Genomic DNA, 14932 nt, shown 5'->3' on the forward strand with positions numbered 1-14932 from the left:
AGAGGGAATAGCATGTCACAGGTAAATATCGCTGAGATTCAAAAAGACGGAGCGAATGATCAGGTTCTGCAATGGGTGACATTTCAGCTAGAAGATGAAACTTACGGCATTAATGTGATGCAAGTTCGTGAAGTTTTACGCTATTCAGAAATTGCACCAGTGCCAGGCGCACCTGATTACGTGCTGGGTATTATTAACCTACGCGGTAATGTGGTGACAGTTATTGATACCCGTTCACGCTTTGGTTTAATTCCGGGTGAGATTTCTGACAATACTCGAATTGTGATTATTGAAGCAGAGAAACAAGTTATTGGTATTCTTGTTGATAGTGTTGCTGAAGTCGTGTATCTACGTAGCTCAGAAATTGATAGTACGCCAAGTGTCGGTACAGAAGAGAGTGCGAAGTTCATTCAGGGTGTAAGTAACCGTGAAGGACAATTACTGATTCTGGTTGATCTTAACAAGCTGCTATCTGATGAAGAGTGGGATGAGATGGCGTACTTGTAATGAATACAGTTGTATTGCAGTGGTTACCAACGGCGATTTCTGTTTTAGCTATGGTAACTTTTACCGTGTTATTGCTTCGAGAGCGAAAAGCACGACGTAGTTTAGAAACGAAATTTGCAGCGATTGAAACGGTATTAAAAAACGCGCGCTTACAGAATGAGCGTTTAAGTAAAGAGTTTAATGAACTGCGCGCAGGCACTATGGGTATGAGCCATAAATTGGCTGATATGTCACATCAATTAGAAGTGGTTGAGGATCGTCAGACTGAAATTATGATGAATGATCCAGAAGGTCGCTTGTATAGCCGAGCCAGTAAAATGGTAGAGCTTGGTGCCGATGTTCATGAACTGATGAATGAATGCGATTTACCAAAAGCTGAAGCCGAATTACTACTGCGTTTGCAGCAAACGATGCAAAAAAAACGTCGACGTTAAGATTCATACAACAACGTCAATATCTTCAAGCCCCTCCCAACCCGGAGGGGTTTTGCCGTTTAAGTACCATGAAAAAGCGATTAATTCCGCAATGATCAAATAGAGCTCTTGTGGGATCTCATCACCGATCTCAAAACTATTGAGATATTGTGCTAATACCGGATCTTGATGAATAAGCCCGCCTTGCTGTTTTACTTGTTCGATAATGTGTTCAGCCAATTGCTGATGGCCTTTGGCGGTAATATAAGGTGTTTTCTCGCCATCGTATTTCAAGGCAATGGCGCTTGTAGCGGAACTTTTATTTTTTTCCATCGTTAAACCTTGATGAGCAATCCTGTATGGGAAATATGTTCGGCTTCAATATCTGTGTTTAGCTGATGTTGAAAGCTTGGTGTTTCGCAGGTAATTCCAAGTTGTTTCATTCGAGCTAATAACAGGGGAGTCACTTTTTCTACCCGAGTTAGCAAAGCGATATTAGTGGTAGCAAATACAGTATTGAGGGCGCTATTTTTCCATTGCGCTGTAACATTCAAAATATCGATTGCACCAATAGGTAATGTCAATTTGACCGTCCAGCAGGAATTGATATTCTTATCAGCATTTGAACTCGAATCATCGCTGTCTTTTTTTACTTTAATATCAATAAATTGCTCGTTACTTATTGGATATTGAAGGTGAATGCTATTGCTTTCTTGCGCTCGCTGCGTTTCTGGGCCACGTTGTTCTCCAGCTAGGCGTAGCAAGGCTGTCACATCTTGTTGCTGGTCAAGGCTTAATGTTTTTAGCCATTGATTTAATGGGCTCTGTGGGTGTGATAGCTGTTGTAACAATTGTGCCAGTGGTTTTCTTTCGCCACCTTGTTGTAACCAAGCAATTAAACTTGCTTGATTATTGGGGGCGAAAAGTTGCTGAAAAATAGCATTCAAGTTATTTGGCAACGGTGTGGTTAATTTAGCTGTACCAGAGTTTAACGGGTTGAATAAAAGTGTAACTAAACGTTGCAAGCTGTTTATGGATAACAATAATTGCGGCAGTTGAGAAACAGGGTTTGATGCTTTTGTTTCTAAACTCGCCAATAATGGCGTTTGACGACCAATACTGCTTGCTTGCGGTTTGTCAGTTGGCGCAGCTTGAGCTGCATTTGCTGTGTGAGATGGTGTTGAATTAATGCGCATTTATTTCACATTTACTTACGTTCGTTAACCATGAATACGTCCGCAGTTTACCTAATTTAAGAGCCATTGTGATATTATGCGGGCTGATTTGTAACACCTAGGATACATCATTTATATGTTGTCTGTAGCAGACTTAAGCTGCGTTCGTGACGAACGTTTATTGTTTGATGAACTTAGTTTCACAATCTCCAGCGGTGAGTTGGTTCAAATAGAAGGCCACAATGGTGCGGGCAAGACGACATTGCTACGTATTATTGCTGGTTTAGGCCGTGCTGATAGTGGGCAAGTATTTTGGAATCAAGAAGATATTCATACCGCCCGTGAAGACTATCATCAAGAACTTCTTTTTCTTGGACACCAAACAGGCGTTAAGCGTGAACTTACAGCCTTTGAGAACTTGGCTTTCTTTCAAGCAATGCATAAATGCAATGAAGGCTCAGATCTCAAGGGTTCGCCAAAGGTCACCGGTGATGATGCATTATGGCAAGCACTCGCTCATGTGGGGTTAGCGGGGCGTGAGGATGTGCCTGCGGGGCAGTTATCAGCAGGTCAACAACGCCGTGTAGCATTAGCGCGTTTATGGTTGAGTAATCATAAGTTATGGGTGCTTGATGAGCCTTTAACAGCGATTGATAAGCAAGGGGTAAAGGTACTTGAAAACCTGTTTCTGTCCCATGTCGAGCGTGGTGGCATGGTGCTATTAACCACTCACCAAGATATGTTTACCGACAGTAATCACCTAAGAAAAATTAAGCTAGGGCAGTGATCACTATGCTCAATTCTATAATTCAAATTATTCGTCGTGAGCTATTAATTGCCTTTCGTCGTCGTGCCGATGTAATGAACCCGTTGTGGTTCTTTATTATTGTGATCACCTTGTTTCCATTAGGTATTGGTCCTGAGCCAAAACTGTTAGCGCGTATTGCACCGGGGATCATCTGGGTTGCAGCATTACTTGCGGCATTGTTGTCGATGGAGCGCCTGTTCCGTGATGATTATGCCGATGGCTCACTTGAGCAAATGTTATTGATGCCAACGCCATTGGCGGTATCGGCTTTTGCCAAGATGGTTGCACATTGGTTATTGACTGGATTACCTCTGATTATCATTAGTCCATTACTGGCGATTTTATTATCACTGAATTGGGATACATGGGTAGCGGTTGTATTAACCCTGCTGGTTGGTACGCCAACATTGAGCTTTTTAGGTGCAATTGGGGTCGCTTTAACGGTTGGATTACGAAAAGGTGGCGTTTTGTTGAGCTTGCTCATATTACCGTTATATATACCTGTGCTTATATTCGCGACCTCAGCGATAGAAGCGGCAGGCTTAGGGATGGCATATAACGGTCAATTAGCCTTAATGGCAGCTATGTTGGTGGCATCAGTCACACTGGCACCGTTTGCTGTGGCGGCATCGCTGCGTATTAGCGTTAACTAATGAAATAAGTGGGAGTGGTATCACTCTCACTTTTGTATTTTCCCTTTAGGGCAAAACTGATTATGTCGAATGGCAGTCATACCTGACTCGCAATTGTGACTGTTTTTGACATTCAAGACGTATTTATAACTATACAAAGAGTAGAGAGCATTATGTGGAAGTGGTTACATCCCTACGCTAAAGCCGAGAATACCTATCGCCTGTGCGGTAAGTTGCTACCTTGGTTTTCCATCATTAGCTTAATTTCCATTATTGTTGGATCGATTTGGGGCTTAATGTTTGCACCAACCGATTACCAGCAAGGGGATAGCTTTAGAATAATTTACCTGCACGTTCCTGCGGCAATTTGGTCTATGGGTGCTTATGTATCTATGGCAATTGCCGCTTTTATCGGGCTTGTGTGGCAAATCCGTCTGTCTGATATGGCAGCGGCTGCAATGGCACCGATTGGCGCTGTGTTTACTTTTATTGCTCTGATCACGGGTGCAATTTGGGGTAAACCAATGTGGGGCACATGGTGGGTATGGGATGCTCGCCTAACTTCTGAATTGATCCTGCTATTTTTATACCTTGGTGTGATGGCGCTATATAACGCATTTGACGATCACAAAACTGCAGCAAAAGCGGCGGGTATTTTGGCGATTGTCGGGGTGATTAATATTCCAATTATTCACTTCTCAGTGGAATGGTGGAACACCCTGCATCAAGGCGCAACCATTACTAAATTTGCTAAGCCTTCAATGTCTACCGACATGTTATGGCCGCTACTGATTAATATTATTGGTTTTGCGTGTTTCTTTGGTGCTGTCACCATGATCCGTTTACGCAATGAAATTCTTATCCGCGAAAGTCACCGCCCTTGGGTGCGTGAATTAGTGAACAAGTGAGGTCGGTATGCATTTTGATTCTATGAGCGACTTTTTTGCCATGGGCGGCTATGCAGCATATGTGTGGAGCTCATTCGGCATTTCATTTATCGCAATGCTATGGATCCTTTTTTCAAGTATGGCAACACAGCGTCGTTTATTAGGTGATATTAAAAATAAAATGGCGCGTGAAGAACGTATTAAAGAAGCGAAGAAACTGGAGAACACGCTATGACCCCAAGACGTAAAAAGCGTCTAGCCTTAGTGTTAGCGTTAGTGCTAGGCCTTGGTGCAACTGTTGGCTTAGTGCTGTATGCGTTAAACCAAAATATGGATCTGTTCTATACCCCGACAGAGCTGATAAATGGTAAGCCTGATGGTACAAAACCTGAAGTCGGCCAGCGTTTACGTATCGGTGGTATGGTGGTGAAGGGTTCGGTAAAACGTGATCCAGAATCGCTTCGTGTTAGTTTCCAAGTGGCCGATACTGGCCCTGCGGTAACAGTGACTTATGATGGTATCCTGCCAGATCTTTTCCGTGAAGGTCAGGGTATTGTGGCGCAAGGTGTGCTGGTTAACCCGACAACAGTGAAAGCGCACGAAGTGTTGGCGAAGCATGATGAAAACTACATGCCGCCTGAAGTTGCTGAAGCAATGAAGAAAAATCACTCAAAACTTCAATATACTGAAGAACAACTACAAGGTAGTGCTCAATGATCCCTGAAATAGGCCATTTTGCCCTTATTGCTGCCCTTGCTTTATCGGTACTGGTCAGTATTTATCCGCTATATGGTGCTGCAGTTGGTAACCAAGCAATGATGCGTATGGCTCGTCCATTGTCATACGGTATCTTTGCTTTCTTATCACTGTCTTTTGTTATCTTATGTTGGTCGTTCTATAGCAATGACTTTACTGTTGCGTATGTTGCAAGCAACTCAACAAGCTTACTGCCATGGTACTACCGTATTACGGCGGTATGGGGTGCGCACGAAGGCTCGCTACTGTTATGGGTGTTGATCCAAGCGGGTTGGGCGACAGCGGTTGCTCGTTTTAGTCGTGGTATGCCTCTTGAGTCGGTTGCACGTGTACTTTCTGTGATGGGTATGATTGCGGTAGGTTTCCTACTCTTTATCATCATTACTTCTAACCCATTCTTACGTACGCTTCCGGTATTCCCTGTTGAAGGCCGTGACTTAAACCCACTATTGCAAGATCCGGGTCTGATCATTCACCCGCCAATGCTCTACATGGGTTACGTAGGCTTCTCAGTTGCCTTCTCTTTTGCGATTGCATCACTGATGACAGGTCGTCTAGATACTGCATGGGCTCGTTGGTCTCGTCCTTGGACAATTGCAGCATGGGCATTCCTAACGGTTGGTATCGCACTAGGTTCTTGGTGGGCTTACTACGAACTAGGTTGGGGCGGCTGGTGGTTCTGGGATCCAGTAGAAAACGCATCATTTATGCCTTGGTTGGCAGGTACAGCGCTAATGCACTCGCTATCAGTAACTGAGAAGCGCGGCACATTTAAAGCATGGACTGTACTGCTTGCGATCTCTGCATTCTCATTAAGCTTGCTAGGTACTTTCCTTGTACGTTCTGGCGTACTGGTATCGGTTCACGCTTTCGCCTCCGATCCAGCACGCGGTATGTTTATCCTTGGTTTCCTAGTAGTGGTGATCGGTGGCTCTTTGCTACTGTACGCACTACGTGGTGGTCAGATTCGCTCCCGTGGTAATTACAGCCTGTTCTCTCGTGAGAACCTATTGCTTGCCAACAATATCTTATTGGTTGCAGGTTTAGTGGTTGTACTTATCGGTACACTATTACCGTTAGTGCACAAGCAAATTGGTTTAGGCTCAGTTTCTATCGGTGTGCCTTTCTTCAATACGCTATTTACATGGTTAATGGTGCCATTTGCGTTCATTCTTGGTATCGGTCCGCTAGTTCGCTGGAAGCGTGATAACTTGGCAAATGTTCGCAAGCCAATGATTATTTCTGCATTGATCACTCTACCACTGTCATTCCTACTGATTTACTTCACGGCAAGTGTAGTAGAGCCGCTAGCGGTACTAGGTATGATGATGGCGATTTGGATCATCGTGATGCATGGCTTTGAGCTATACCAACGTGCAACTCACCGTCACACACTCTTTGAAGGTCTAGGTAAACTAGGTCGTAGTCACTGGGCAATGGTGTTAGGTCACTTAGGTTTAGCGATTTCAATCATCGGTATTACATTAGTATCAAACTACGATATCGAGCGTGATTTACGTCTAGCACCGGGTCAATCTGTAAATGTGAAAGGCTATGACTTCCACTTTGCGGGTCTGCGTGATGCGGATGGTCCTAACTACGATGGTTACATTGCAGATTTCAACATTAGTCGTCGTGGTATTAACGTGACCACGCTACATGCTGAAAAACGTTTCTACAGCGTTGCTGGCTCAATGATGACGGAAGCGGCAATCGACAGTGGTATTACTCGTGACCTTTATGTTGCAATGGGTGAGAAGCTAGGCGATGGCGCATGGGCAGTACGTATTTACTACAAACCATTTGTTAACTGGATGTGGGCGGGTGCGTTGTTAATGGCACTGGGTGGTGCATTAGCGATCAGTGATAAGCGTTACCGTTTCCGTAAACCTGCAACCAAGCACGATAAATCAGCAGAGGCAAAATTAACGCATGAATAAGAAATTACTCTTTATTCCATTAGTTCTGTTTATTGCATTGGTGATCATGTTCATGGTGCAGTTAACACGTAATGCTGATGGTGATGATCCAACAAAACTAGAATCGGTATTGGTGGGTAAACCTGTACCGACCTTTAAATTAGAAGATCTATTCCAACCTGGGAATGAGTATCAGCAAACGATTTTCAAAGGCGAGCCTTTACTATTAAACGTATGGGCGACTTGGTGTCCGACATGTTATGCCGAGCATCAATACCTTAATACGTTAGCTAAACAAGGCGTGAAGATCATTGGTCTTAACTACAAAGATCAGCGTGATAAAGCGATCGGTTGGTTAACTGAATTGGGTAATCCTTACCTTCATACACTGTACGATGGTAATGGCATGTTAGGTATGGACCTTGGTGTATACGGTGCGCCAGAAACGTTCTTGATTGATGCTAATGGTATCATTCGTTACCGCCATGTCGGTGATGTGAATCCTGAGAACTGGAAAGACACATTAGAGCCGTTATACAACAAGCTAAAAGCGGAGGCAAAAAGCTAATGAAACGTTTATTTGCCATGGTTATCGCGGCGACTATCGCGCTAACAGCTGCATTACCAGCATTTGCATCCATTGATGTTTATGACTTTAAAAATGCAGAGCAAGAAAAGCAGTTTCAAGAGTTAACTGCCACGCTACGTTGTCCTAAGTGTCAGAACAATAATATTGCCGATTCTAATGCAACACTGGCGCAAGACATGCGCCAGAAAACCTTCGAGTTATTACAAGAAGGCAAAAGCAGTCAGCAAATTATTGATTATATGATTGCCCGTTACGGTAATTTCGTGACTTACAATCCACCAATGACGGCATCAACGGCGATCCTATGGGTTGGTCCAATTCTGTTTATTGTGATTGGTTTTACTGTATTGGTTTATCGTTCACGCAAGAACGGTGAAAAAGCAGAAGAGACACAATTAGATGCAGCGGAAGCGGCGCGTTTAAAAGCCCTGCTTGCCGAAATGGAGCAGCAAGATGCTGAAAGTGTTGATACTCAATCAAAGGTAAATAAATGACACTGTTTTGGATTATAACTGCTGTCTTAGTGCTTATTGCGATGGCATTTTTTGCAATACCTATGTTGTATGGCAAAGAGTATGACGACGTAGCAAGTCGAGATGAATTAAATAAAGCATTCTTTAAAGATCGTATTCATGAGCTTGAACACGAATCTGAAGAAGGTTTGGTTGAGAATCGCCAAGAATTAGTTTCTGAGCTGCAACAGTCATTACTTGATGACTTACCTCAAGGTGAAGTGAAGAAATCAGTACATGTCAGTCCTGCAATGTTACTTCCGGGTATCATTTTAATTGTGGGTATTTGTTATGGTATGTACGCTTCTGTTGGCGGTATTAAAAAGGTTGAAGATTGGCACGATGCGGTGAATCGTCTACCTGAGCTATCCAAGCGTTTACTTGGCGATAATGCGGCTAATGAACCGTTATCAGATCAAGATATGGCAGATCTAACGCTAGCGCTACGTACGAAATTGCATGACGATGGTGACGATCCTATGGGTTGGTTACTACTAGGTCGTATTGCAATGTCGAACCGTGATGGCGAAACCGCTGAAATGGCAATGAAGCGTGCTTATGATCTTAACCCGATGGATAGTGATATCCAGCTAGGTTATGCACAGTCACTCATGCTAAGTGGTAAACCGGGTGCAAGTGATACAGCTCGTCAATTGCTACGTGCAGTGATTAAACATGATCACACTAATACCCAAGCGTTATCATTATTGGCGTTTGATGCATTTGAGCAGAATCAATTCAAACAAGCGATTGCTTACTGGACCATGATGAAGAAACTGATTGGCCCGAATGATTCACGTGTTCCTATGCTAGATCGCAGTATTGAACGAGCACAATCACGTTTAGATGCTGATAACAAAGCAATGGCGATTGTTAATGGTGCAGAAGCCGCTGGTGCAGAAGCCGCTGGTGCAGTCAAAGCAGACGCAACACCTAAAGCTGATGCAGAACAAGCGAAGCAGCAAGTAACAGCAACCATTTCACTGGCACCAGATGTTGTGATGCCAAAGCAAGGTGACATTATTATCTCGGTACACAGTGCTGATGGTGCACCAATGCCAATCGCTGCTGTGAAACTGCCGTTAACAACGAAGTTCCCATTAACCATAACGCTTACAGATAAAGACAGCATGATGCCGCAGCGCAAGCTATCGTCGTTATCTGAAATGCTGATTCGTGCGCGAATTGATAGTGATGGCAATGTAATGACTAAACAAGGTGACTGGTATGGCGAAAGCCAGAAAGTCATGCTTGGTGGTGATACAAAAGTATTAATTAATAAACAATATTAATTCAATACTGGAACAAACGGAGCAGGCTGGATATCATTATCCAGCCTGCTTTTTATTGGATATGTGTTTTGAATAAAAATTTACTACTTATAATTGCGCTCTCGATCGGGATCATCGGCTGTGCACAAACACCGGATGAACCGTCAGATCACATTGTTTCTAGCAACATTTCTGATCACATAGATGCAGATAGTAGCAATGATAATAACGGTGTATATGACCCATTTGAGGGTTTTAACCGCGCAATGTGGAATTTGAATTATAATTATCTGGATCCATACATTGCTCGACCTGTATCAGTGGCTTACGTTGATTACACACCAACACCTGTGCGTAAAGGCATCATGAATTTCTTATCGAATTTAGATGAGCCAGCGAGCATGGTGAATAGTATTCTGTCGTTAAATGGCAAAGAAGCCGTTACCCATTTTAATCGCTTTTGGATCAACACCATTTTTGGCTTGGGTGGCTTAATTGATATTGCGTCTGCTGCTGATATTAATAAACCGAACGAACGTCGTTTTGGTGATACGTTAGGTTACTATGGTGTACCTAATGGTCCTTATTTAATGTTACCGTTCTATGGCCCTGTGACTTTCCGTGGCTTTGGTGATTCGGCAGATCAGCTTTACCCAATGTTAGGCTTACTTAACTTCTGGGAAGGGTTAGGTAAGTGGTTATTTGAAGGTATGGAAGATCGCGCAGCATTAGTACAGCAAGAAGCTATGCTTGAGAATTCTCCTGATCCTTATGTCTTTACACGTGATGCGTATATTCAATATAAAGACTTTATTGCTACATATGGTGAAGATCAGCCTGCTCAGAAAGCAGATAACTTTGATGATAGTTATCTTGATGAAATCGATGGCGATTAAATAATATCGTCATTAATTGATAATAAAAAAGACCTCTTCGAGAGGTCTTTTTTATTTCTGAATTAAGAGTAAGTCGTAATAATTAGATATTAGTGTCTAGCTTTTCTACGAAATAAAATAATGAACAGTAGTGAAAGTAAAGCTGATAAATTAAAAGCACCACCACCACCACCGCCACCATTGTTATCGGTAATAATTGGATCAGGCTTATCGTTATTATCTTTTCCTGTACTATTATTTTCGATATCAGGGTTAATAATAATTTGCTCTGTTGGTGATAATATTAAAGTCCCTTCATTACCTTGGCTATTAATCACATAAGTACAGGTATCAAATGGGTGAATATTACCTTGCATGCATGTTGATTGTGCAACATCGAGCGTGATATCACCGTCAGCATAGGCTTGATCAATCACGTCATCTTGGTGAAGACTTTGTAACGTAATGACTTTTTGACCTTTAACATTAGAAATCAATGTTGGATAATTCCAGCCATTGACAGTGTTTAGAATAAAATCTTTTGCACTCGCTATTGTTGTTCCACGGTATAACTCACCTTCGATACCTTGATGTACAGCGACAATTTGGTTTTTAGCATTGATATAAGGGGCTCCAGAGTCACCTGCAACTAAGGTTCCATTCCCTTTTAGTACCACACTTTTTACTATCGGAGTCTGTTCATTCGATTGTGATGTTATGATCAACGGAACTTTGCTTACTTGTTCACTATTACTGTCATAGCCATAAATATTAATATCTTGGTTTGAATAATTAGGCTTTATCGATAATGGTGTAATTTGATTGAATGGTGCCGTTGCACTGAGTTTCCAAAGTGCAATATCAATACTTTCATTATGGTAGTAGGGACTATCATCATAATTTATTTGCTCTTCAACCAATATACGATGATCTTCATAAGTACTAATAACAGGTAGTGTTTTGTCAGAACAATGCTGAGCAGTTAATAGCCATTTCCCCGCAATTAAATTTCCCGTACATTTATCTGTTGTGGTTTGAATAATTGTTTGGTGTTGTGTATTTAATACATTTTTACCATTTTCAATAGCAAAAGCCTGACTTGTTAACAACGTAGTTAACACTAATAAATATTTCTTTTGTTTCATAAAATCCAAGTAAAAAAGAGCGCAAGAAATTATTGGGCTATTTAAGCCTTTCTATTTCTTGATAAATATGAGTAAACGGACTGACAAATATACACCGACGAATATTAATCCGTGGTGATAGAGTGATGACTGGCGGATAGTGATGATGAAATACTATGGTAGTGGCTGATATTTATATTGTGCAGCTACAATATTCAAATCGGTATCTGAGCTCAAAAGAGCTCTTCAGTATCAACTTCGCAGGAATGATAAACGATAGGTTATATGAGATCTAGATGATTTTTTACTCAATTAATGTACTTTTTTGCTGTTTATTGGAATTAAATGAAATTTTATCGATATAAAAGAATGCAAAAACGCCTCTATGAAAAGAGGCGTTTTATCTATTTCTAATATAGAGGTATTAGCTTAGAAACGGTAGCTTGCTTGAACACCCGCTAGCCATACATCGCCAGAGGTTGTGCCTGCAAATGATAGCTGTGTTGGTTGCTTTAGAGCACTACTTGCAATGGCATTGATCTTACCATCAGTTTCGTTTAAGTGCGCTTTCTTAGCGTAAACGTATGTTAGGCCAGCATCGAGAGTTAGGTTTTTAGACCATTGATAGCCAGCGCCTAGGCTTAGCCAAGTACGATCCGTTTCAGGAATGGTTTGAGTACGATGTGCTTCATCAACTGCTGCTGTGTCGTAGGCAATACCCGAACGAAGTGCTAGTTTTTCCGTTGCTTGATAAGTAGTACCAATAGCGAAACGGTAGTTATCCTTCCAGTTTTCTTGCTTGATTAGATCGTTACCACCCATTGCAGGAATGTTTGCCTCTAATTTTTCAAAGCTGCTCCAGTCTGTCCAGTTAACACTTGCGTGTACTGCCCACTTATCATTAAGTTGGTGGAAACTTGCAATTTCAGCTGATGCTGGAAGTTCTAAAGGCAAGGAACCAGGTAATGTTTGGTTTTTATAAGCTAAACCACTAGCATGACCGCTAAGATCTAATTTAACCGCGGAGTGGTAGCTAACACCAATGCGGTTGGTAGGGTTAATTTGCCATGCAGCACCAGCTTGCCAGCCCCAAGCATTATCTTCACCTTCCATGTATTTCAGGTTTTGGCCTGCTAATCCTTTGTTGTACATGTATTGGTATGCTGGAGGAAGTTGACCTGCGATAGCTTTAGGGAGTGTGCTTGGCAGAGCTGCACCAAAGTGGCCTTTTGCCATGATGTAACGTACACCTGCACCTACGCTAAATTGATCATTGATTTTGTAACCAAGGTTAGGGTTGATCTCAACGGTGTGCACTTCAGCTTGGTTACCGAAAATAGAACCAGAGAATTGTGTACCCAGATCAGTTCTCATACCGAAGTTAGTGCCGAATGCCAAACCTAAAGTGGCTTTGTCATTTAACTGACGAGAAATGTAGAAGTTTGGAATAACAGCACTGTGGGCAATATTACGAGCTTCAGTTTGATCAATAGTGTGACCATTTACTTGAAGATCGCCTTTAACATCGATATTTGGATCGACATAAATAGCACCAACAGATACTTGAGTACCATCAAGGTAAGTTAGCATTGCTGGGTTGCGGAATTGTGCACTAGCGTTATCCGCCATTGCCGCTTCACCTGCAAATGCACGACCTAGACCTGTTGCTGAGTATTCTGCTAATTGAAAACCTGCAGCTAAAGCGTTAGTGCTCATGCCTAGTGCTAATGCTGCTGTTAACGATAGTGTAATTTTATTCTTATTCATTGTTATATATGTATAGCTACTTGTTCGCTGAAACTAAGTCGCAAATGATACTCTTATCAAATAAGAACGTGGCAAATTATCGATGTGATTTCTATTTATTGGAATAATATTCCATTAAATTATTTATTTGCGGTTTTTTATCCGTTGTTTTTTGTTCTGTTTAATCTGGTCTGATCTGTTTTCAGCGTACAGCTGTACCAGGAAGGTGATTGTTTTGAGTGTTATTTAAACAGTTATTGGTGGTGTAGAGTGAATAAAAGAAGGGAAAGTGTGGCGAAGGTAATGGAGAAAAGATCAAAAAAGGAGCCAAACGGCTCCTTTTTATTATTTTAGCGTTCAAGTGTACGCTGAAATTAGAACGAACGGCTGTATTGTAGGCCGTACAACCATGCGTTTGCACGCGTTGTAGCGTCTACTGACATACCAATAGGATTCTTCTCATCCGCTTTAACATCTTTACCGATTAGGTAAGTTAAGCCAAAGTCGATGGTAGACTTGCTATCAAGGTGGTAGCTAAAGCCGCCTGATAGCCAGTTACGATCTGAATCAGGCACAGAAATAGATGTTTTCTTATCTTGTGCGCTAGTGTCATGCATGTAACCAGCACGTAGTGTCCATTGGTCGTTTAGGTAGTATGTACCACCAATAGAGTAGTGCCAGCCATCTTGCCATTGGTAATCATTCAGTTTAACGCCACCCGTTGTTTCAAGTACGTCAAACTCACTCCAACGGATCCATTGAATGCTATAGTGAACGGCAAATTTATCGTTTAGCTTGTTAAAGCCAGAGAATTCAGCCATATCAGGCAGTGGCATTTTTAGCTTTTGACCATCGATATTACCCGCAGCGTAGTGCATATCGCCTTTCGCTTCTAGCGTAGGGCTGTAACGGTACGATAAGCCAAAACGATTATTTTGATCTAATTCGTAGATAGTACCTAGGTTGAAACCTAGTGCTACGCCATCGGCATCAATATCAAGTAAATTAATTTTTGGAGTGTCAAAAGGACCTACTTTACCTTCAGGAATGTAACGATTTAATTTACCGCTACCGTAAATCACATCTAAACCACCACCAATACTTAACTGTTGGTTTACGCGGTAAGCAGCACTTAAGCCTAAGTTCACGCTTTTAACGTCAGTTAAACCACCAAAAGCATTCGCTTTGTAGTTATCACCAAACTCTGTTTTTGTACCAAAGTTTGAATAAAGCGATGCACCAACAGCAAATTTATCGTTAATCGGCTGAATGTAGTAAATATTTGGCGCGTAGCTTGTACCACCGATTTGCTCATCAGGAATGCTACGACCGTTGTATGTTGCATCTTTTACTTTAACGTCAGTGTCGATTGCGATAACACCAAGAGAAAGTGCAGGTGCATCAAATAGTGTCATTGATGCTGCGTTCTTTGCCATTGTTGATGCGTTGTCAGCAATAACGCCATCACCAGAGAATGCACGACCAAGTCCAGTCGCAGATTGTGCGTTTAACTGAAACCCTGCTGCCATAGATTGTGAAGAGGCTAAAGCGATCGCAGCAGTAATAACTGAACGAGTGAAAATTTGCTTCTTATTCATGCTTAGAATAATTCCTAATTTTATATTTTATTGTTTTTTATTAGCTATTTTCGCTAATTTGCGGTGATTGTAGGGGGATGGAGGGACAGATCAAAGCAGACCAGTGCTATATTTGAAGAA

The 14932-nt window shown here is 42.0% G+C and carries 17 protein-coding genes; 12 read left to right on the plus strand and 5 right to left on the minus strand.

Features of this window, described 5'->3' with window-relative positions; all coding sequences use genetic code 11:
- Positions 1 to 12: 12 nt before the first annotated feature.
- Together Q7657_RS13420 and Q7657_RS13425 are read left to right on the plus strand one after the other, a co-directional pair.
- Entirely contained in the window at positions 13 to 507 is a 495-nt protein-coding gene (locus Q7657_RS13420; protein WP_107164905.1) for a chemotaxis protein CheW, read from the plus strand.
- Positions 507 to 941 (plus strand): DUF2802 domain-containing protein, encoded by a 435-nt coding sequence (locus tag Q7657_RS13425; protein ID WP_053988518.1) that lies wholly within the window; start codon positions 507 to 509, stop codon positions 939 to 941. Before Q7657_RS13420 ends, Q7657_RS13425 begins: the two co-directional genes overlap by 1 nt.
- Positions 942 to 944: 3 nt before the next feature.
- Here the strand turns inward: Q7657_RS13425 and Q7657_RS13430 are convergent, their stop codons facing one another.
- Together Q7657_RS13430 and Q7657_RS13435 are read right to left on the minus strand one after the other, a co-directional pair.
- A complete protein-coding gene (locus Q7657_RS13430) occupies positions 945 to 1253 on the minus strand; it encodes an EscU/YscU/HrcU family type III secretion system export apparatus switch protein (protein ID WP_107164906.1) in 309 nt (102 codons plus the stop codon).
- A 2-nt stretch (positions 1254 to 1255) separates the two neighbouring features.
- Entirely contained in the window at positions 1256 to 2116 is an 861-nt protein-coding gene (locus tag Q7657_RS13435) for a hypothetical protein (protein ID WP_107164907.1), read from the minus strand.
- A gap of 115 nt (positions 2117 to 2231) precedes the next feature.
- Between Q7657_RS13435 and ccmA the strand changes: the two genes are divergently transcribed.
- From ccmA to Q7657_RS13485, 10 genes are all read left to right on the plus strand, one after another.
- Positions 2232 to 2882: a cytochrome c biogenesis heme-transporting ATPase CcmA gene (gene ccmA / locus Q7657_RS13440; RefSeq protein WP_053988515.1), complete on the plus strand. Its 651-nt coding sequence runs from the start codon at positions 2232 to 2234 to the stop codon at positions 2880 to 2882.
- Between the two features lie 5 nt (positions 2883 to 2887).
- On the plus strand, positions 2888 to 3556 hold the full coding sequence (gene ccmB, locus Q7657_RS13445; RefSeq protein ID WP_008986474.1) for a heme exporter protein CcmB: 669 nt from the start codon (positions 2888 to 2890) through the stop codon (positions 3554 to 3556).
- Positions 3557 to 3708: 152 nt separating this feature from the next.
- Positions 3709 to 4443 (plus strand): heme ABC transporter permease, encoded by a 735-nt coding sequence (locus Q7657_RS13450; RefSeq protein ID WP_008986475.1) that lies wholly within the window; start codon positions 3709 to 3711, stop codon positions 4441 to 4443.
- 7 nt (positions 4444 to 4450) lie between these two features.
- On the plus strand, positions 4451 to 4657 hold the full coding sequence (ccmD, locus tag Q7657_RS13455) for a heme exporter protein CcmD (RefSeq protein ID WP_008986476.1): 207 nt from the start codon (positions 4451 to 4453) through the stop codon (positions 4655 to 4657).
- On the plus strand, positions 4654 to 5139 hold the full coding sequence (ccmE, locus tag Q7657_RS13460) for a cytochrome c maturation protein CcmE (RefSeq protein WP_053988514.1): 486 nt from the start codon (positions 4654 to 4656) through the stop codon (positions 5137 to 5139). Before ccmD ends, ccmE begins: the two co-directional genes overlap by 4 nt.
- The gene (locus tag Q7657_RS13465) at positions 5136 to 7118 is read left to right on the plus strand and encodes a heme lyase CcmF/NrfE family subunit (protein ID WP_107164908.1); all 1983 of its coding nucleotides are present in this window, start codon (positions 5136 to 5138) and stop codon (positions 7116 to 7118) included. The genes ccmE and Q7657_RS13465 overlap by 4 nt, the downstream gene beginning before the upstream one ends.
- Positions 7111 to 7665: a DsbE family thiol:disulfide interchange protein gene (locus Q7657_RS13470; RefSeq protein ID WP_107164909.1), complete on the plus strand. Its 555-nt coding sequence runs from the start codon at positions 7111 to 7113 to the stop codon at positions 7663 to 7665. The genes Q7657_RS13465 and Q7657_RS13470 overlap by 8 nt, the downstream gene beginning before the upstream one ends.
- Positions 7665 to 8180, plus strand: a complete 516-nt coding sequence (locus tag Q7657_RS13475; RefSeq protein ID WP_107164910.1) for a cytochrome c-type biogenesis protein — start codon at positions 7665 to 7667, stop codon at positions 8178 to 8180. The genes Q7657_RS13470 and Q7657_RS13475 overlap by 1 nt, the downstream gene beginning before the upstream one ends.
- The gene (gene ccmI / locus Q7657_RS13480) at positions 8177 to 9490 is read left to right on the plus strand and encodes a c-type cytochrome biogenesis protein CcmI (RefSeq protein WP_107164911.1); all 1314 of its coding nucleotides are present in this window, start codon (positions 8177 to 8179) and stop codon (positions 9488 to 9490) included. The genes Q7657_RS13475 and ccmI overlap by 4 nt, the downstream gene beginning before the upstream one ends.
- Before the next feature lie 68 nt (positions 9491 to 9558).
- Positions 9559 to 10365, plus strand: a complete 807-nt coding sequence (locus tag Q7657_RS13485; RefSeq protein WP_107164912.1) for an MlaA family lipoprotein — start codon at positions 9559 to 9561, stop codon at positions 10363 to 10365.
- Positions 10366 to 10454: 89 nt separating this feature from the next.
- Here the strand turns inward: Q7657_RS13485 and Q7657_RS13490 are convergent, their stop codons facing one another.
- The 3 genes from Q7657_RS13490 to Q7657_RS13500 form a co-directional block, all read right to left on the minus strand.
- Entirely contained in the window at positions 10455 to 11489 is a 1035-nt protein-coding gene (locus Q7657_RS13490) for a trypsin-like serine peptidase (RefSeq protein WP_107164913.1), read from the minus strand.
- 408 nt (positions 11490 to 11897) lie between these two features.
- The gene (locus Q7657_RS13495) at positions 11898 to 13235 is read right to left on the minus strand and encodes an outer membrane protein transport protein (protein WP_107164914.1); all 1338 of its coding nucleotides are present in this window, start codon (positions 13233 to 13235) and stop codon (positions 11898 to 11900) included.
- A 353-nt stretch (positions 13236 to 13588) separates the two neighbouring features.
- Entirely contained in the window at positions 13589 to 14812 is a 1224-nt protein-coding gene (locus Q7657_RS13500) for an outer membrane protein transport protein (RefSeq protein ID WP_107164915.1), read from the minus strand.
- Positions 14813 to 14932 lie beyond the last annotated feature (120 nt).

This window comes from Candidatus Photobacterium acropomis, from assembly GCF_030685555.1.
Lineage (GTDB): Bacteria > Pseudomonadota > Gammaproteobacteria > Enterobacterales > Vibrionaceae > Photobacterium > Photobacterium lucens.